Here is a 19,967-nt window from a genome sequence, read left to right as displayed (position 1 = left end):
TACCGTGCTGATGGTACTGGGTTAACCCCCGGGAGAGTAAGTCGGCGCCACATTCATTAAATATAGAAGGTTAGTTAACACAGGATGTTGACTAACCTTTTTTTGTGTCTTAAAAATATTTTGTTTCTCAAACTTAAGAAGTGACAACAAAAACAATATTATTCTAATTATTAATTAGTTTTGTATTTGATAACTACCAACTTAAACTTTAAAGCAATGAAATATTTTTTGACTTTCAATCTACTTTTTTTCTTAATTCATAATTTAACTTTTGCTCAAGTAGAGGAGTTACAAGCTGAATATCATTATATAAAAGTAAAAACAGAAAACTGTACCAAGGGCATTGATGGTGATTGTTTTGGAGATAGTTATGACCTTACTATTAATAAAGATATTTTTTCTAAAAAAGCAGGTAATTATACTTTTAATTACACAGTTAATCATAACATTTATATAATGGACGTTGATGGGAATTGTGTTTATGATAAAACGAGTTCAAGACCTGAAAATTTTCCATATAGTATTTTAGCAGAAAAAAATGGATCAAAGACTCATACAGAAACTTGGGGTTGTGAAATAACATTAGAATGGTTTTACTGTGATGTGGATCAGCCACAAAAATCACTTTCTGTAGGAAAATTAAATGAGTATAGTGTACCAGGTATCTTTTTAGCCTTAGGTGATGACTATAAATGGATTTTGACAACTTCTAATTCAGAGGTAATAGAGGTAGTGAATAAGAAAATGCTGAATTTAGATGATTATCCTGATGTTGTCACTTTAGAAATACAATCTTCATTGATTAAAACATCTAAAATATCTTTCTCGCAAGAGTTGAATTCTAAATAATAATAGGTCAAAACAGATATTGTTGATAACTTTTGTGAATTTCACTTTTTTAGATATTGAAAATAGAAAGTTATTCACATTTGTGAAGTTTATAAACAAAAAAGTCAGGTTAGTCAACACAAGATGTTCACTAACCTGATTTTTCTTATTAAAGAATGAGGATTAAATCGTAATCATCTCTCCATCCTCAGGAACAAAGCTTTTCTTCATTAATCCTAGATCAGTATATTTTTGTCTAAGGCCAACTTTAGTTGTTGGGCAATGGTTCACCGCTTCCATATGATTAGCAATCACTTTACCAGGAGCATTTTTCGTAAATTTGATCACATCTTCAACAGTCATCAATAACGGTTTGAATATATCAAATTGAGCAGAACCTGCTGCTACAACACTGATTTCAGGTTTATATTCTTTCAATACTTTATCAACAGCATCTGTATAAATTGTATCAGAACTCAAGTAAACAGAGGGTTGATCAGGTAGTTCGATATAATAACCCATTACATTTCCGGCAGGTTTAGCTACAAAACCATAACCATGTCTTGCTGGAATACCTTCAATTTTTCCTCCTAAGAAGTCTCTTCTTTTCCAATAATCTACTGTTTGAGTAACGTTCAAACCTCTTTTTATCAACTCATCCTCATCTTTTACACTGCATATCACAGGAATACTATTCTTTCTTAAAAACTCTTCGCCGTCCTTATCTAAATGATCAGGGTGAAGGTGTGTGACCAGACAATGAGTAACTTTATCTAATACAGGTTGGATGTTATTTGGAAGATCGACTAATGGATTTTTTCGAGCTTTAAAGCGAATGAATGAAAATGGAGGCATTGTGCTTTTCTTGCCTAGCATTGGGTCTACTAAAATTACTTTGTCATTGGTTTCAATGACCATTGAGGCATTTCTGATATGATGAATTTTCATGAGTATAGGTATTTATAATGAATGAATAAGTTCACGTTTCCATTCATGATAGAATGGGTTGATTTGTTTCTCGGTACCAATCGTACTGCTACGTCCATGACCTGGATGAATGACCATATGATCAGGCTGTTCGTCAATTAATCGGATAACTGATTGTTTGAGCTGAGCAAGATTTGCTGTAGGTCTGTCCCAACGGCCGACACTACCTTCAAATAGTGTATCTCCCACATATAGATCATGACCGATTTTATAGCAAACACCACCCACAGTATGCCCCGGGGTGAGGATTACAGAAATTTCATAGTCATCTATATATAACTTGGTTTCTTCAGTGATCGTTAGAATATCAAGGGAATGTGTATCATAAGCTTTTTGTTTCCCAAAATATCCAAAGCCATTCAGGCTATCATCCATTAATATTTGATATTCTAATTCATGGAGATAAACAGGTACATCAAAGCAGTCTAAAGCTTCAATGTGGTCAATATGAGCATGAGTCAGTAAGATCCCAATCACTTCAAGACCTTCTTCTTCTACATATTTTTGAATAACTTCTTTTTGATAACCAGGGTCAATAATAAAGCACTTTCCATTTCTGTCAAGCACATAACAGTTCATCGGTATATCACCGTCTAATTGTAACTTTCTGATAGGATATAACTTCATAATTGTATTGATTTTTGTACAATACAAATGTCGATTTCACAGAAGCCAAATCCATTGATTCAAATCAAGAAATCAGATACGCTTACGAATTCTACTCAATGTCTCAGGTGTAACTCCTAAATAAGAAGCAATATGGTACTGAGGAATGGCTTGAAGCCAATGCGGTTTGTAAATCATTAATTCTTTATAGAGTTCCTCTGGCGTTTTTGTGACACGGTTGTACTCAAACTGCTCTTTATTCTGAAGAATTTTCTGAAAGGTAAGGTCAATGAACGATTTACCACATTCATACTTTTGAAGCAAGTTCCTGAAGGTGCTTTTTTCTATGGTTAATAACTCAATTTTAGTAAGTGCTTCTTGGTTTTTTCTAGTTGAAGTATCGTTGTTGAAAGCGGAGAAATCAGTGATAAATTGAGGGGTAGTGTAGAACAAAGTATTGGTTTCTTTTTCGGGGCTGATATAATACTCACGTACACTTCCATTATTGAGGAACCTCAAGTGATTTTCAAAACTGCCTATTTGTAGTATTAAATCTCCTTTTTTATAGGTTTCTACTTGAAATGAGTTGAAAAGTTCTTTTAGACCTTCTTTGTTTAAGGGGTATTCCGTTTCGAAAAACTTAGAGATTTGTGTGAAATTTGGCATTTTGATTCCTTTTTATTTATTCAAATGTAATGATACTTTGATAAAAAAGTGATCTCTAATCGATTTTGAATTGCATTAATGCTAGAGTGAAATAATGAAAAAACTCCAAGCGATGTCACTTGGAGCTTTCTAACTTTAATTTCTATTTTTAATTTAAATCATTCAAAACTAATTATTTTTCTCCTTCTAAAATATCACCTAAAATGGGGATTTTTCAGAAATAGAATATTTTACCTGTTTGACGAAAATCTATAACAACCTGCTTTTTTTCTCTAAATGATTGGAGCCATAAACCATGACCTTTGTAATGTCATCGAATGGTATTTGATGATATTATTCAATTAAACGAAAGAAAGAAAATGAAAAATTTATTTATCCTGATGTGCTTAATTCTTAGTACTCAATTATTTGCACAAGACAGAATATTAATCAAAAATGTAAATGTTTTTGATGGTAAAAATGAGAAATTAAAAGAAGGGGTGGATGTACTCGTTCAAGGAAATAAAATACATCAAATAGGAAAAAATATTAGTGCAGATTCATGTGAGGTGATTGATGGACAAGGGAAAGTATTGATACCTGGTTTGACAGATTCCCACACACACATTATGTGGAATGATGACATTGAATATTTAGTGTATGGAGCTCCTGAGGGGTATTCTGGGGTACTGGCCGCTGTCAATGCTAGAGAAATGTTGATGCGTGGTTTTACTACTATTCGTGATGTCGGCGGACCATCGTTTGGATTAAAGCACCTGATTGATGAAGGTGTCACTCCTGGGCCAAGAATTTTACCTTCTGGAGCATTCTTGTCACAAACTTCTGGTCATGGTGATTATGATCCTAAAGAATGGTATTTATCTCCTCACTTTACTGGTCAAATCGATAAAGCGTATCTAAGAGGCTGGACCATTATTGCAGATGGAGTGGCTGAAACACAAAAAGCGACAAGAGATATTTTAAGAGGTGGTGCAGCACAGATTAAGGCTTTTGGTAGTGGTTCTATTACAGGGGCTCATGATCCTATTGATGTTACTGAATATACGATTGAAGAATTAGAAACTATTGTGAAAGAGACCGATAAATGGGGAACGTATGCAACTATCCACGCTTATTCTAATGAAGGAGTTCAAAATGCAATTAATGCAGGATTCCAATGTGTAGAGCATGGTTTATTTGCCACTGAAGAAACATTCCAAATGATGAAGGATCATGATGTTTTCTTCTCGACACAATTCCTTGCATTTGGCCTAACACCAGAACAAGCAGGTTTAAAAGGTGAAGCAGCCAAGAAGTATTTAGTGGCGCAAGCAGGTGCAGAAGCAGGTTATGAAAGAGCGAAGAAAATTGGTGTGAAAATGAGCTGGGGTACTGATGCTTTAGGTTCACTTGATATCCAACGAATGCAAAGTTTAGAGTTCACAGCTCGATCTAAATACTTTACAGGTTACGAAATTCTTGTGCAAGCGACATCAAACAATGCAGAATTATTTGAAAGAAGTGGTGAAAGACATCCTTATAAAGAAGGGCCTCTAGGAGTGGTAGAAAAAGGTGCTTATGCTGATTTGTTGATTGTTGAAGGAAATCCATTAGAGGACATCAAGTTGTTGTCTAATCCTGAGAAAAACCTTCTACTCATTATGAAAGATGGTAAAGTGTTTAAGAACATATTGCCCTAGATCATCCCTACTTTCAAAATAATCGATCAAAATACTATTAAAAATGAATAACCTAACTAAAAAAAGCTCTCCTTTAACAATAAAGGAGAGCCCTAGAAGACTATATTTCTTATTGATGCTGATACTCTTCAATATCTCTTCAAGTTATAGTCAGAATGAAAAAAGTATAACAAGTCCTGCATCTGTTGAAAATCAATTAAAAAGCGATCAGAAAGAGACGGAAAAGACAAGCCTTTGGAATGTGCTAGATAGTACGGATAATGCTAAAAACAGATTCTACGAGAAATCAGGTTTTATGGTCAATATGGATTACAACTCTCAAGTGATGGGTGCTACATCTGCAGTCAATAATAATGTGGGAGCAAGTGGAGTTTTTAGAGTGTACGGTAAATGGAATTTGGTACGTAATAAAAAAGGAACTTCGGAAGGTGGTTTAGTTTTTAAGTTCGAAAACAGACATAAATACACTGATAATGCATTAAGAGAATTTGGGCCTATTGATGTCGGGTTTCTAGGTTTTATGCAGTCGGTCTACAATGATCAGAAATGGAGAATGACCAATTTGTATTGGCGACAAAGTTTTAATAATAATAAGATAGTTTTCTATACAGGTTTTGTGGATGTGACGGATTGGGCCGACGTACATGCACCCTTGGACAAGTTTCAATAACATTTTGTTTGCAACAGGATCAGGTACCATGGGTGGTATGTTTCCTGATGGATCTATGGGAGCGATGTTGAATGTTTGGGTCAGTGATAATGTGTATTTGGTGGGAAGTATGATTGACATCAACGGAAAAGCCACTGAGTTTTGGAAAAGCTTTGATACTTTCTTCAGTAAATTTGAAACTTTAAAAACCTTTGAAATTGGATATACACCCGGAATGAAATCAGCTTTCTTGAAAAATATTCATGCTATGGTTTGGCAGGTAGATGCTAGTGAAACTCTGGGTACAAAAAGTGGTTTTGGTGTGATCGGATCTGCAAGTTGGTTGATTGGTACTAAGTTTATGCCTTTTGTAAGAGGTGGCTGGGCCAAAGATGGAGGAAGTTTTTATGAAGCATCAGTCAGTGCAGGATTCACTTATAATATTATGGGACCAAATACTTTAGGGGGCGGATTAAACTGGAACCGACCAAATGAGAGTACTTTTGGTCAGAAACTGAGAGATCAATATGTCTCTGAGATTTTCTACAAATTCAAATTGACGCATCATACAGAACTCACACCGAGTGTTCAATTAGTAGCCAATCCAGCTTTGAATATGAATACTGATTTTACGTCAGTGTTCGGACTAAGATTTAGAGTTTTTTTATAAAAATATTCTTAGAAGAAAGGGAAGGATAAGTTTCTTTCCTTTTTCTATTTATTGCTTTTCCCTACCAAAACCTAGTATATTAGATAATGACCAAAAACGGAAGTATGGATTATCAATATATAATTGAAGGGAACGAACTTGCTCAAGAAGTTGCTTATGAAAAAGTAGCAAAAGACCTTAAAGGAGAATGGGATGGAGAACACCTTAGAGTTGAAAACAGCTGGGCTGATATCGATATACACTCATTTACTTTTTTAGATGAAATGTATATTTCTATCTCTACTTTACATTTTCAAAAACCCGTTTTATTTTAAAGTAGTCGAAGTGAGGAAGAACAACCTTATTTTGCTCTAAAAATTGGTTTTACTGGCTCTTTTCTTGGTGATGAACAAAAACATGACTTCAACAACCTCGGTGTATTTTTTTATAATTCTAAACAGAATTTTGAAGTAGAATATCCTGTAGATACAAAGTGTCAATGGCTTTCTATTGTATTTTCTTTGGAGCTGTATAAAAAGTTTATGGGAAAGCAGAACAGTCAAATTACCCAACTGATTCATGAGGAATCTTCATGGTTCAAGTACTTTCCATTGGATGTAGAGATTGAAAATTTAGTGAAAGCTTTATTTTTCAATTTGGATAAGAAAAGAAGAAGACCGATTCAGTTCTTTACAAAACCCTTAGAAATCATTGGGTTGGTGCGTGAAAAAATGGAGAAAGTAGCGAATGGTTTCAAAAGAAATATTCATGAAGATGACTTGAAAATCATGATGCAGTTGAAAGAACAATACCTCTCCGATTTCACTCAACAACCCAACTTGTCAGACTTAAGTTTTAAATATGGAATGAGTATTTCTAAGTTGAATCGAGTGTTTAAATCTATTTTTGATAAACCCATTTTACAATTCTATAATCAACAAAAAATAGAAGAAGCCTACCGACAAATTAACCGTACCAATAAGAGCATTACAGCCATTTCAATGGATCTCAATTTTACCAATGTGGGGTATATGAGTAAGATGTTTAAAGACGCTTATGGTTTCCCTCCTTCTGAATTAAGAAATAAGGTGTAAAGCATTATCAAGAGCAAGTTATATCGTTAAAATAGTGCTGTATACATTATTATTAACGATTTATTCATGAAAAGAAATATGTAAAACAAAGTATAGTTCATACTTTTGTTTAGCTATACTGTACTCTTAACTTAATAAAAATGATAACTAAATCAATAAAACTTCAATCGATATTACTGGTTGCACTCACTTTATTCGCTTTTTCATGTTCAACAGAATCAGACATTTCACATGAAGAACCATCAGAAGTCGAAGACTATGTTAAATTTGAACTTCAAGGAGAAGAGGTGGAATTTGATTTTCAATATTCATTCGGATTTTCATCTACTTCTTTTAGAGATTCTATTAGCTTTACGAATACAAAAGAATTAATGCATCCTGATATTGATGGGCTTGAAATTCAATTCGAATTTTTATCTATGCAAGCACATAGTCAACTAGATACGGTTGATTCAGAGGTGGTTTTTGATGATGGGACCACTATTCCAGAGAATATTTATAAGCCAAGAAATCTAAAATTAAATTCAACTTATATTACCAATCCAGTTACAAATACATTGGAACCGCAGAATGGTATCACAACTATTGAAATTTATAATAACATTTATCAAGGTGGTGTTGTAACATTGTATTACAATGGAAATGTCTATACAAGTTTGTTGCCTGAAGGTAATAGCAGACCGAATGATTTTCTGATCATTTCAAGTTATGACGCTGAAAAGCATTTAGCCAAGGGAACATTCTCTTTGACGTTATATTCTGAAGCAATAGAAGAATACATCACAATAGACAAAGGAGAGTTTTCATTCTAAAATCACTTTGAGATAAAATATAAAGAGTCATTCCTTTTGTATAGCGGGGAATGACTCTTTTTTGTGAAAAACAAACCCCTCCTTTCAAGCATTAGAAAGAAGGGTTTTATATGTGTAACGTACTAAGATTTTTGACTTAATACTTAATAGAATCAATCTATTGTTTTACCCAAATTTTCAATGAAACAGCAGGAACTGTAATATTTGCTGAAGATCCACCTTTTAAACTTTTTAGGTTTTTGAGGTCTTTCACACCTTTTTGAATATTTACAGCATCATTGTTCGCTACTAATTTCCAATTACCTGCTGGCAATTCAACATTTTTGAATGTAGCTTCAGTATCACCTGTATTCAACAATACAAATACTTTTTGGTCTACGATATACCCCAATTGATGTTCGTCTTTAGGAGTAATAAACTGATAGTAACCTTCAGGTGCTTTGTCAGCAATTCTGAACACTTTACCATATTCTGAAAGTCTGAACTCGTTCATGCCTTTCCAGAATGCAAACATGTTTTTGTAATCATTTGTATTACCTGCTGTTGGTGTTTGACCTACAGTTTCCCAAGCATACTGATTGGCAGTACGGTGATTGTACGTGTCTCTGTAACCGTGCATGTATACTTTGTATCCTTTGTTCGTAGTTTTCACCACTTCTTTCAAAGGAGCATCAGCTTTTGAACGCATAATTTCAGAACCGCCATTGGTTACCAATGGTCCCAATGAAGTATATAAAAGTGTTACAGCGATTTTGTAGTTATCTTGATCTACGCTTGTACGGCCGTCAAACTTCTCACCACCAAACTGATCTGATAAAGTGAAGTTATCGTGGATATCCAAGTAAGTGATACCAGAGTTAGGTGTTTTATCTTCTTTATTTGAATTCTCTAAGCCCATCATTACAGCATCACGATCGCTCGTTTTACCGCCAGCCCATCCACGGTCAGTCAAAGGATCTGTCAATTTAAATACAGGACCTTTGTAAGCGCTTCTTGAATCATCTTGGAAGAATGTGATTGGAGAATCCTCTTTGTACCAATCCCATGATGGATTCGCTTCAAATTCAGGATCATTAGAACCAATCCAAGGCTCACCATAAACAATTTTATCTTGACCGATTGCCTCTTTTAAAGCAATCAAAGTTTGCTGATCCACTTGACCTGCCAAATCGATACGGAAACCGTCGATACCAAATTCTTTGATATAATATTGACATTGGTCGATCAACCATCTTTGTGTCATTGGACGGTTTTCAGTTTTCACCTCGTTACCGTAATCACCAATATGCTCAAGGTCTTTTGTTCTATAATAATACTGTTTATCAATACCATTGAAGTTGAAAATCCAAGCGTTGCCATCCATGTTTTCCGCAGTGTGGTTCGGTACAATATCAATGATTACTGCCACACCTTCGTCATGGAATGCTTGAACAAGATCTCTGAACTCATTACGCTCTTCACCAGGTTCTTTACCTACAGTACGGTATCTTGTTTCCACCGCCATAGCGTGTGAAGTTCTGTAACCCCATTGATAATTTTCTTCACTTACACCTTGCGAGATCATGTACTCGTCATTCTCAAAAGAAGCTTTCCAGTCATCTGTAGGGTAGTGCAGATACTCTTGAATTGGCATTAAGTGAACCACATTGATACCTAAATCTAATAAGTAATCAAAACCAATTTTTTGCCCTTTTGAGTTCTTCAAACCTCTTTTTGTAACCGCTGGAATACGTCCTTTGATACTTTCATCTACCGGCAAACGGTCTGTGAAATCTTGTACATGTACTTCATAAGCAATCACATCTTCCATGGCAGGAATACCATTTGCCAAAGGAGTGGCAGGAGTAGTTCTGTGCCAGATTCTACATTTACCCCATGTATCATCACTTACACGCGTATAAGGGTCAGAAACGTGTGCTTTTGTTGTTTCATAAAATAAGTTACCCGGATCTTGGTGTCCGTGAATCGTAAAATCATACCACACGCCATGAAGGTCTTTATCAAAGAAAGCTTCCCACACGCCATCTTCATCTTCTTTCATGTCAATTACTTCATACGCTTTAGTGTCATCTTTATCTTTATATAAATAAAGTTTTACTAAAGTGGCTCTTGGAGCAAAAAGGCGTACTGAAGTTTTGCCATCATCGATATTGGCACCCAGTTCTTTAGTAGAGAACGTTTCTCTAAACCATCCATCATAAGAACACAAAGCGGATAATTTTTGGGAAGGGATATGTAAGTAATACACTCTCTTTTTATCCAAAGGAGTTTCAGGAAGGATCAATGTTGATGTTGCTTCATTTGGTAAAACACCTTTAACTTTGATAGTGTCACCTGCTGCAGAAGTGATAATATAAGCCTTTGGATCTAAAGGTCTTTCACCCACAACATTGGCCCATATAAGTCTTTCATTTTTTAGTTCTGCTTTAAGACCTGGGAGAATAGTATTCTGCATAAATACCAAATTGCCTGCTTTAGTGTTGGGAGACACATCCGAAGGGCTTAACCATTCGCCTTCATCGATTCTAAATTTAAATTCAGCTTGGGGAGAAATTACCTTAAAATCTTTATTGTTGAATGTTAGTATCCATTGTCCTCCAATTTTTTTCAGTTGCCATTCCTCGTTGTCCATATCCGTGTCCCATCCCCTAAAAGACCCCGTTACGGTTACTTTGTTTGGTTTTTGATTGTAGATGCCTTCATCAAAGATAAAGGAAACTTCATCACTAAAAATAGCATAGCCTTGTTTTACTTGCTGACCTGTAAATGACTGCCCATATCCTAGGACTGACATCACAAGGAAAGCAAAAATAAGCGCGTTTTTTTTCATTTTCGAATGTGTAAATATTGAGATTGTGTTATTAAAGTTAAGTTAAAAACATGAATAAAGGACTACTATTCAGAGCGTAAGAACTAAAAAAAGTATCGCAACCGAATGCAATACTTTCTTTTGCAGTTTTTTTTCAATCTTTTAATATTTTAAGAAAGCATTTCAAGCAATATAATTTGCAATATGTTGAATAATTTTCCTTTCATTTACTTTGATAAAATGGCTTCTGTTACGGAAAGAAGCGTGCTGATTTTTGACGAATTATAAGCGTCTGTGTGTGCTTTACCATAATATCCCGCATCATTATCGAAGTATTCTCCAGTATGAGTTTGATGTTCTCCACCTACGGCTAAATCAAATAAAATAGAACCTCCCTTGTCTGCCGACGACCAGTGTTTCCCGTAGGCTTCTTTCACCATTCTAGTGTTTAAAAGAGAACCTGGGTTAACAGCAATTACGGTAACGTCATTTACTTTTTTTGAAAGATCAAAACTCCACATTGTAAGTGCCAGTTTGCTTTGAGCATAAGTGGTATTTTCGGATAAACTTTCTTTACCTTCCAAAGCCAAAAAAGAAACAGGAGACTGTGCGGCCGAACTTAAATTGATAATGCGTGCATCTTCTCCATTGATGATAGGGAGTAGTTTTTCTGTAAGTAGATAAGGAGCCAAATAATTGACCACAAAACGGAGGTCTAATCCTTTGGAGTTGGTTGGTTGGGGACTTTTATAAACACCAGCATTATTGATTAAAACATCAAGGTGATGCACTTTTTGTAAAATATCAGCCGCTAATTGCTCTACTTGATCTAGTTCTGATAAATCAGCGACAAAACCATCAACATTTTCATTATGGCTTTCTTTTTGAATAGCTTCAATGACTGAATTTACTTTTACTGAATTTCGGCCATGAATAAAAACAGAATGTCCCGCAGTGGCTAACTTTTGAGCGACAAGTTTACCGATGCCATCTGTACTTCCGGTAATAAGAATAGTTTTTTTCATTTTTGAATTATAGTTTGTCTAATTTAATTAAAAATATAGTAGCAATAACTCACTTTGACCTCTAATCATGCAAAATCTACTCAATACCATATCTGAAAAAATAACACTCTCTCTATCAATAAAAAATGTCATTCAAGATACATTTCAAAAAGTATTTTTTAAAAAAGGTGATGTTGTCTTAGAAGAAGGTAACACCGCTCGTTATTTATATTTTATAAATAAAGGCGTATTACATAATTATTATTATCATGATGGAAAACAGATAAGTTCTTGGTTCTACACAGAAAACCACTTTATCACTGCTTGGTACAGTTTCTATGCACAGCAACCTAGTTTTGAAGCCATTGAATGTTTGGAAGATTGTGAGTTATACCGCATTAGTTATACGGATTACCAAAAACTGATTCTTGAATTTCCAGAATTCAATACTTTCGCCCGTTTGCTTTCTGAAGAGATGTTGATGATCATTGATCAAATTTCAAAAAATTGGTCTTTTCTCACCGCAAAACAAAAATATGAGGTCTTGCAAAGTTATTTCCCTCAAATAGAATTAAGAGTAAAGCTGGGGCTGATCGCTTCTTTTTTAGGGATTTCACAAGAGACTTTGAGTAGATTGAGAGCTCAGAAATAGTTTTTGACATAGATCAAAAAATCATATTTTTTCTCCCCATACCTTTGAACTATACATTAAATCATCACCTGACAAAACATGAAATTATTGAATAAATCACTTTTCTATTCTTTACTAATCGGTATTGGAATTCAATCTTGTAAAACTATCAATACACAAGATCAAGATGTAGAAGTTCAACTGTCTGCTGTTTCTTATAATGGAAATATCAAACAGATCATAGACAACAATTGCTTTTACTGTCATTCGGGAGAAACTCCAAGTGCGGGAATGGACCTTACCACTTATGATAATCTAGTAGAAGCTGTAAAAAACAGAGGTCTTCTCAATAGAATCAACAATGCTTCGAACCCAATGCCTCAAAGCGGTTTAATGACCAAAGAAGATCGCTTAAAGTTAAAGGAATGGGCAGATAAAAATTTCCCATTAGAAGCCAATACTAATTCAATTAACACTGTAAAAACACCAACTATGTATTATAAAGCCCCAGAAATAACCCCAATCAATATAGATAATGAAGGATTTGATTTTATGACCAAAATGCAAGGACATTGGGTAGGAGATATTTTTCTATTAGGTCAAAAGATTCCTTGGTTTGCCTTTGATTTTAGAGCGATCAATACTTCCCAAATTCACGGTTTATTTGAAGGTGGAACCATGGGAAATCTGTTCAATACTTTCTTTGTCGCTGAATATAAAGGAGTGAAAACAATCATGCTCAGAAACGGGGGAATCCTAGCCGATATCTACCGTACAAGCTATTTTGTATTAACCGAAGCCTCTAATAACGAATACCTTTTTGTGGATGCTTACGGTGGAAAAGACATCATGTGGGTAAAGGTGAGTTTTAAAGATAATAAGATGAAAATGGTTTCCTACACCAGTAGAATGGGGTCTAACAAACCTAGTAAACACATGGAATTTAATGGCTCACTTCTACATTCTGATTTAGCCCAAAAAGCATCTGAAAAATATAATTTCCCAACAAAAGAAGTAGTAAAACGTTTTCCAAATGGAATGCCTTTGGCAGATTGGGGAGAGCAATATCCTGTGGTAACTTCAGCAAGTTATATGATGCAGGCAGGGGATAAAAGTTATGCCGAATTAGGAGAACTTGCACAAGACCCAATTCAAATTAATGATATTGAAAATATTGCGACAGTAGATTTATCTTTCAAAAGATCAGATCTAAGTAAAGACAATAAGATCAGTGTTTACTTATCAAGAGAACCGTTGACTGACAATAATGGGAATTTCAAAACAGAGTACGGCTATATCGCAGAAAAAATGATGAATGAAGTACTTCTTTTCCCTGAAATCTCTAAAAGCCAAAATGACTTTCAGTTGACTTACCTTCATGAAGGAAAATGTTATTTGACTTTCGTGATTGACAATAACCAAGACATGACTCCAGGAAAAGGAGATTATTACAGTGAAAGTCTAGCGTTGGATTTGAAAGCTGGAACACCTTTAAAAATTGAAGTGGATAATATTTTGAAGACGATCAATTAGAAAATTTCTTTAGACTAGCGCAAGTGTTGAGCGAAGCGACACTTGTGCTTGTTATTGTAAAAAGTCTGTAGACTTTTAGGTACATTATGGAATCTAAAAGTCTACAGACTTTTTCCAGAAGAAGGTCCAAGTCACGCTTTCAGCTTAAGACTTGAACCAGTTTAAAGGCTTAATAAGTTGATAATTATAAGTAATCCCTCCCATTAATTTGACTTTAACCAAATAAATAGCTAAATAGTAGTGTCGAAACAAGAAAGCTATTATAACCAAATTGACTACTGTTTAATTTAAAATTTTCATTAAAATGAAAACGATTAGTCATGTGCTGTTGTTAGCAGTACTTTTGGTATCCCTTAGCTGTCAGAATCAATCCACAAAAAAAGAATCTACTACACCAAGTCTTAAAGAAGCGTTTGAAGGAAAGTTTCTCTTAGGCACTGCTTTGCATGTAGATCACACCAATGGAGTTCGCAAACAATCCGCTGATTTAGTAGAACAACAATACAATTCTATAGTTGCTGAAAATTGTATGAAACCTGAAGAAATACATCCTTCTAAAGGCGTTTACAATTTCAAAGAAGCCGATCAATTCGTTGAGTACGGAGAGAAAAACAACATGTTTATTGTAGGTCATACGTTGGTATGGCACTCACAAGTTCCTGATTGGTTTTTTTTGGACGATGAAGGAAATACTGTAACTAGAGAACAACTGATTGAAAGAATGAGAGATCACATTCATACCGTAGTTGGAAGATACAAAGGAAGAGTACAGGCATGGGATGTGGTTAACGAAGCGATTGATGATAAAGAAGGACTTCGTAAAAGTAAGTGGCACCAAATTATTGGTGGAGATTTTATTGAATTAGCCTTCCAATTTGCTAATGAAGCAGACCCAGATGCGGAGTTGTATTACAACGATTATTCTTTGATTTTACCCCACCGAAGAGCAGAGGCTGTCAAATTAGTCAAGAATCTGATTGATAAAGGTATCAGAGTGGACGGTATCGGTATGCAGGCACATTATGGTATTGATTATGTGAAAATTCCTGAGTTTGAAAAAAGTATTACAGATTTTGCATCACTTGGCGTAAAAGTGATGTTAACAGAATTGGATATTTCTGTACTACCGTTCCCAACGGAAGAAATTTCAGCAGAAATCTCTCAGAAATATGCGTTGGTACCTGAGTTTGACCCTTATACTTCTACGCTTCCAGATAGTATGCAGGCCAAGTTAGCTCAAAACTATGTAGACCTTTTCAAAGTGCTTTTAAAGCATCAAGAGAAAATCGGAAGAGTGACGTTCTGGGGAGTGAACGACGCTCATACTTGGAGAAACAATTGGCCGATTGAAGGGAGAACGGACCATCCTTTGCTTTTTGATCGAAACAACCAACCTAAGAAAGCTTATCATGCAGTATTAGAATTGGCAAATTCACCTACAAAAGGGTAATTAATTACTAGAATAAGCGGTGATCACGATGAATAATGAATCAAATTTTACTTGAAATTTTATAAATGAGTTTATTCTCTGTATAATTATATAAGTACTAGGATAAAAGTAAAGGGACAAAATATCGTGCACCATGACTGAAGTCATGGGCTGGTGATATTGACTCAGACAACACTAAAGTGTTGCCTCCGTTTTCAACCTTCAAGACTTTAGTCTTGGTTAGGTTACTGTATTACCTGCCCATAGTTTTAACTATGGTGCACGAAACACCTAATTATTTTTTTCCTAGTACTTAGTATGAAATGAATTCGTGATCACTTTTTATCATTTAGATAATAACCTTCACTTCAGTACTGATTTATGAATTATTATTTACTATTACTTTTAACTTTTTTATCCCTATCGGTTCACGGCCAGCAAAACGACTTTATTCAATTGAATTTAAAAGCCGATGGAAGGCCAATAACAGATATCAATAAAGATCAGCAAGGCTTTTTATGGGTGGGGACTTTTGGAAATGGTATTTATAGATATGATGGGTTGAATTATGAATTGTTCAACTACACCTTTTCTGATTCGTCCAAAATCAATGATAATTTTATAAGATGCTCGATTATTGATGAATACCAACAACTTTGGGTAGGAACCAATAAAGGGATCAGTTATTTTGATGCCCAAAAAGACAAGTTTACACCAATTCAGATTCATGACAAAACGGATGTTGTGACTTTTGGAATGATCGAAACTCCTGATCATTCGCTACTTTTAGCCACTAACACGAAAGGAATTTATATAAAATCAAAAGAGAATAAGATTGAATTTTACCCTTTGAATCTCACTATTGATGAGTACTTTAAAATCACCTCAATTGCTACAAAAAATAATAAACATTACTATTTAGCGACAAATCAAGGACTCTTTATTTTTGATTATGTTTCTAAATCATTTTCGAAGGTAAAACACCAAAACCTACCTTCTTCTATTAGCATTCAGAAAGTATATTTTTCGGAGGATGGAACACTTTGGATTGGAACAGTGGAGTCGGGTATTTATACCATAAAAGAAGACGAAGTGACGGTTTACCCAATTACTACAACACGTATCATGGATTTTTGTGAAAGTGATTGGGGCGTTTTTGTAGCTACTGAAAATGATGGAATCTTTATTTTTGATCAGAAAAACGGAAAGCAATACACTCATTTGGAGAGTTATGCTAAAGAAAATAATTCTCTCTCCTCTAATTCAGTTTGGTCGTTATATGCTGTTGATCAATCCAAAATATTGATTGGTTATTATGAGTTTGGAATAGGATTGTTTGATCCCAATTTTTATAAATTCAAGCATCTAATTCATGATCCTTATAATAAAAACTCATTAGCCACTTCATCTGTCAATAGTATTATTTCAAATCAAAAAAATAAGCTTTGGATTGGGCAAGACGGGGGAGGAATAACTGTTTACGATCAAAAGAGAAATCAATTTACATCGATCAATACCCTTCAAAATAATCTCATTAAAGGATTAGGAAGTGATGCTGTTCAATCTGTTTTTAAGGACAGTAAAGGACAGACTTGGGTCGCTACTTGGGGTAATGGTATTTACTTGCTTCCTAAACATCAAACCTCATTTGTCAACTATACTAAAGACAACTCTGATTTGTCTTCAGACCGTGTGATTTTCTTTGATGAAGACAGTAAAGGAAGAGTTTGGATTGCTACTTTTGATAGAGGAGTTAATTATTTTGATCCTCAAAATGGTAAAATTCATTATCCTAATTACGGGGAATTTGTATCCAATAGTTTGTCGACGAAAGATGTGAGAAATGTCTGTATAGATCATCAGGATAATGTGTGGGTGGGAACGACAGAAGGACTATTTTTTATAGATACACATCATCAAGAATTTAAAGTTCAAAAGGTACTTGATCAGCAGTTGGGAGGGGATAATATACTGTCGCTATATATCAGTAGAGAACAACAATTGTGGATTGGAACCGATGGGGCAGGGTTGTTTAAGTACAATTTGAAAACACAAGAATTATCGCCTTACTTCAGTAATAATAAGGTGGATAGAAAGGTGATTTGTGGTATTGCAGAAGATAAAGCCGGTAATATTTGGTTGACTAGTAAAAACGGAATTGCGGTCATTCAGAAGTGGAACGATTCTATCCGTTACTTCTCTAAAAAAGACGGTTTGGTGTCTGAAACTTTTAATTATAATGCTATTGATTATGATGAAGTCACTAATATGATTTATACTGGAACTATTGAAGGTTTAAATTACATCAATGCTTCTATCATTCAACCTCAAGAGTGTGATGCCGAAATTTTCTTTAATTCAATAAGCATACATCAAACTAATTTTCAGAATGATATAGAACAAATCAAAAAGAAAATCAAGGATGGAGAGGAGATAATTCTGTCACAAGAGGAAAACATTTTCTCGATAAATTTTACAGGAATTGACTTTCCATATTCAGATAAAATCGACTTCGCTTATTATTTAGAAGGACCTGAAAAGTCATGGAATTATGTAGGAGCTGTCAGAAATGTGACCTATACTTCTTTACCAAGAGGAGAATATGTTTTTCATTTAAAAGGAATGGATAATAATGGTGTTTGGACGCCTGAAAAGACGATTAAAATCAAAGTCTTACCGTATTGGTACCAATCCAATCTAGCCATTTTAGCTTACATATTATTGTTCTTGTGTGGCCTTTTCATTTTGAATAGATTGATGAAAGCAAGAGTACAAATTTTGGAAGAAGCCAAAGGTGAACGAGAAAGACGATTGCAGGAAGAGGAATTGACAAAGGCGAAACTTCAGTTCTTTACAAACATCTCCCATGAGTTTAGAACACCACTGACATTGATTTTGAATCCAATTTCTGATATGATTTCCGGTCAGTTTTCTACTCAACAATTAAGGGAAAAGAATGTCTCTATTTATAGAAATGCACTTCGCTTAAAACACCTTATAGATGAGTTGATGGATTTTAGAAAGTTGAATTCCAAGAATATTAGCTTGAAAACTCAATTACTCAACCCAGAGGAAGTCATTGAAGAAGCAATTTTATTCTTTGAAGAAGAGGCTGAAAGCAGACAGATTGAAATTTCCATTACAAGAGATTATAATAAAGAAATCAAAATCTATTTGGATGAAAGCATGATTGAGAAGATCATCTTTAATCTGTTTTCAAATGCGTTTAAATTGATGGATCAAGAAGGAGAAATCAATATTAATCTTTCGCTTGTGGAGCATTACTTAAGGATTTCAGTCCGTGATACAGGGCCGGGTATCCCAAGCGAAAATTTAGATAAAGTATTCGATCGTTTTTATCAAGTAGATTCTCATCAAGATGCTTATTATGGAGGTACGGGTGTTGGTTTGGAAGTAGTAAAACAGTTTGTGGAATTACATAAAGGAAGGATCTCAGTTGAGAGTAAAGTAAATGTGGGGACGACCTTCCATCTTGATTTCCCAGTAGGGAAAGACCACCTTTCAGCAGATCAGATTTTTGATAAAGAGGCATTAAATAGAAAGAAATATGTGCTGGTTGTAGGAAAGCATAAATCTACGGCTACTACTCCTTCTTCCTCTACCAAAAAACAATCTGTATTACTTGTTGAAGACAACTATGAGTTACGTTCTTACTTGAGGGAAGCATTACAAGAACACTATCAAATAGTGGAAGCATCAGACGGTGTAAATGCTTTGGAAATCTTAGAAAGCAGGAATATAGATATTATTATTTCAGATGTAATGATGCCGAATATGGATGGTTTTACATTATGTGAGAAAGTAAAAACAAACCTCAAAATCAGTCATGTTCCAATGATCCTTCTGACGGCCAAAAATGATCAGGAAGATAAGATCAAAGGGATTCATCTTGGTGCAGATGCGTATATCCAAAAGCCTTTTGATTTGGAGTTGTTGCACGTTACCATCAATCAATTATTGAAGTCAAGACAAGTGATTTTTGATCGCTTTATTGGTAAATACCAAGAGGAAGGTTTTGAGCAAACAAATACTACTAGCGTCGATCAAGAGTTCTTAAAAACCATTACTGATTATATTTTTGAAAACCTCTCAGATACGAATATGAACGTAGAGCAATTGGCAGAAGTATTTCATTTAAGTAGAAGTCAGTTGTATAGAAAAATAAAAGCATTGACCGGTCTCACTGCTACTGTATTTATCAAAAGAATTCGATTAGAACAAGCTCGTAAATTGATATTGGCAGGGAATAATAATATGAGTGAAGTAGGCTATCAAACTGGTTTCTCTTCTCCTTCTTATTTCACCAAATGTTATAAGGAGCATTTCAATATCCTGCCTACTCAGGAAATGAAAGAGATGGAAGATTAACAACAAGAAACATATTTATTGTAAAGAAGAACTCGGTGTGCATCGAGTTTTTTTTTGTGTTAAGACCTTTAAGGTGGTTCTTAATATGGTTCTTGAGACGCAAGGCATTGCGTCTCTACAGTATAGCTTCATTTCTTTGTTTGGTAGTAGATTTGAAAGTAGAAGTCTTGTAGAGCCACAATGCCTTGTGGCTCAAGAACCA

At 34.7% G+C, this 19,967-nt stretch carries 16 protein-coding genes; 11 read left to right on the top strand and 5 right to left on the bottom strand.

Annotated features, from left to right (window positions below; genetic code table 11):
* The first annotated feature begins 216 nt into the window (after nt 1–216).
* Nucleotides 217–849 (top strand): hypothetical protein, encoded by a 633-nt coding sequence (locus AVL50_RS16805; protein WP_062617659.1) that lies wholly within the window; start codon nt 217–219, stop codon nt 847–849.
* A gap of 162 nt (nt 850–1,011) precedes the next feature.
* On the opposite strand, the gene AVL50_RS16800 is transcribed toward AVL50_RS16805, so the two are convergent.
* The 3 genes from AVL50_RS16800 to AVL50_RS16790 form a co-directional block, all read right to left on the bottom strand.
* Nucleotides 1,012–1,776: an MBL fold metallo-hydrolase gene (locus tag AVL50_RS16800; protein WP_062617658.1), complete on the bottom strand. Its 765-nt coding sequence runs from the start codon at nt 1,774–1,776 to the stop codon at nt 1,012–1,014.
* 12 nt (nt 1,777–1,788) lie between these two features.
* Nucleotides 1,789–2,442: an MBL fold metallo-hydrolase gene (locus tag AVL50_RS16795; RefSeq protein ID WP_062617657.1), complete on the bottom strand. Its 654-nt coding sequence runs from the start codon at nt 2,440–2,442 to the stop codon at nt 1,789–1,791.
* Between the two features lie 72 nt (nt 2,443–2,514).
* Nucleotides 2,515–3,087: a Crp/Fnr family transcriptional regulator gene (locus AVL50_RS16790; protein ID WP_062617656.1), complete on the bottom strand. Its 573-nt coding sequence runs from the start codon at nt 3,085–3,087 to the stop codon at nt 2,515–2,517.
* A 359-nt stretch (nt 3,088–3,446) separates the two neighbouring features.
* Here AVL50_RS16790 and AVL50_RS16785 point away from each other — a divergent pair, with 359 nt between their 5' ends.
* The 6 genes from AVL50_RS16785 to AVL50_RS16760 all read left to right on the top strand — a co-directional run bounded on the left by AVL50_RS16785 (nt 3,447) and on the right by AVL50_RS16760 (nt 7,970).
* The gene (locus AVL50_RS16785; RefSeq protein ID WP_063850762.1) at nt 3,447–4,766 is read left to right on the top strand and encodes an amidohydrolase family protein; all 1,320 of its coding nucleotides are present in this window, start codon (nt 3,447–3,449) and stop codon (nt 4,764–4,766) included.
* A gap of 43 nt (nt 4,767–4,809) precedes the next feature.
* On the top strand, nt 4,810–5,436 hold the full coding sequence (locus AVL50_RS16780; RefSeq protein ID WP_062617654.1) for a hypothetical protein: 627 nt from the start codon (nt 4,810–4,812) through the stop codon (nt 5,434–5,436).
* On the top strand, nt 5,411–6,085 hold the full coding sequence (locus tag AVL50_RS16775) for a carbohydrate porin (protein ID WP_062617653.1): 675 nt from the start codon (nt 5,411–5,413) through the stop codon (nt 6,083–6,085). The genes AVL50_RS16780 and AVL50_RS16775 overlap by 26 nt, the downstream gene beginning before the upstream one ends.
* A gap of 86 nt (nt 6,086–6,171) precedes the next feature.
* The gene (locus AVL50_RS16770) at nt 6,172–6,399 is read left to right on the top strand and encodes a hypothetical protein (protein ID WP_062617652.1); all 228 of its coding nucleotides are present in this window, start codon (nt 6,172–6,174) and stop codon (nt 6,397–6,399) included.
* 207 nt (nt 6,400–6,606) lie between these two features.
* A complete protein-coding gene (locus AVL50_RS16765) occupies nt 6,607–7,158 on the top strand; it encodes an AraC family transcriptional regulator (RefSeq protein WP_062617651.1) in 552 nt (183 codons plus the stop codon).
* A 140-nt stretch (nt 7,159–7,298) separates the two neighbouring features.
* Nucleotides 7,299–7,970, top strand: a complete 672-nt coding sequence (locus AVL50_RS16760) for a hypothetical protein (protein WP_062617650.1) — start codon at nt 7,299–7,301, stop codon at nt 7,968–7,970.
* A gap of 157 nt (nt 7,971–8,127) precedes the next feature.
* Here the strand turns inward: AVL50_RS16760 and AVL50_RS16755 are convergent, their stop codons facing one another.
* Entirely contained in the window at nt 8,128–10,800 is a 2,673-nt protein-coding gene (locus tag AVL50_RS16755) for an alpha-amylase family glycosyl hydrolase (protein WP_062617649.1), read from the bottom strand.
* Between the two features lie 206 nt (nt 10,801–11,006).
* The gene (locus AVL50_RS16750; protein WP_062617648.1) at nt 11,007–11,804 is read right to left on the bottom strand and encodes an SDR family NAD(P)-dependent oxidoreductase; all 798 of its coding nucleotides are present in this window, start codon (nt 11,802–11,804) and stop codon (nt 11,007–11,009) included.
* Between the two features lie 67 nt (nt 11,805–11,871).
* Here AVL50_RS16750 and AVL50_RS16745 point away from each other — a divergent pair, with 67 nt between their 5' ends.
* The 4 genes from AVL50_RS16745 (at nt 11,872) to AVL50_RS16730 (ending at nt 19,765) form a co-directional block, all read left to right on the top strand.
* The gene (locus AVL50_RS16745; protein ID WP_062617647.1) at nt 11,872–12,435 is read left to right on the top strand and encodes a Crp/Fnr family transcriptional regulator; all 564 of its coding nucleotides are present in this window, start codon (nt 11,872–11,874) and stop codon (nt 12,433–12,435) included.
* A gap of 78 nt (nt 12,436–12,513) precedes the next feature.
* Nucleotides 12,514–13,947 (top strand): hypothetical protein, encoded by a 1,434-nt coding sequence (locus AVL50_RS16740; RefSeq protein WP_062617646.1) that lies wholly within the window; start codon nt 12,514–12,516, stop codon nt 13,945–13,947.
* 304 nt (nt 13,948–14,251) lie between these two features.
* A complete protein-coding gene (locus tag AVL50_RS16735) occupies nt 14,252–15,397 on the top strand; it encodes an endo-1,4-beta-xylanase (protein ID WP_062617645.1) in 1,146 nt (381 codons plus the stop codon).
* Between the two features lie 360 nt (nt 15,398–15,757).
* Nucleotides 15,758–19,765: an ATP-binding protein gene (locus AVL50_RS16730; protein ID WP_062617644.1), complete on the top strand. Its 4,008-nt coding sequence runs from the start codon at nt 15,758–15,760 to the stop codon at nt 19,763–19,765.
* Nucleotides 19,766–19,967: the final 202 nt, after the last annotated feature.

This window comes from Flammeovirga sp. SJP92 (genome assembly GCF_001583495.1).
In the GTDB taxonomy this organism is placed as follows: domain Bacteria; phylum Bacteroidota; class Bacteroidia; order Cytophagales; family Flammeovirgaceae; genus Flammeovirga.
Note: the sequence above shows the minus strand (reverse complement) of the source record. Positions and strands in the feature narration are given on the sequence as shown.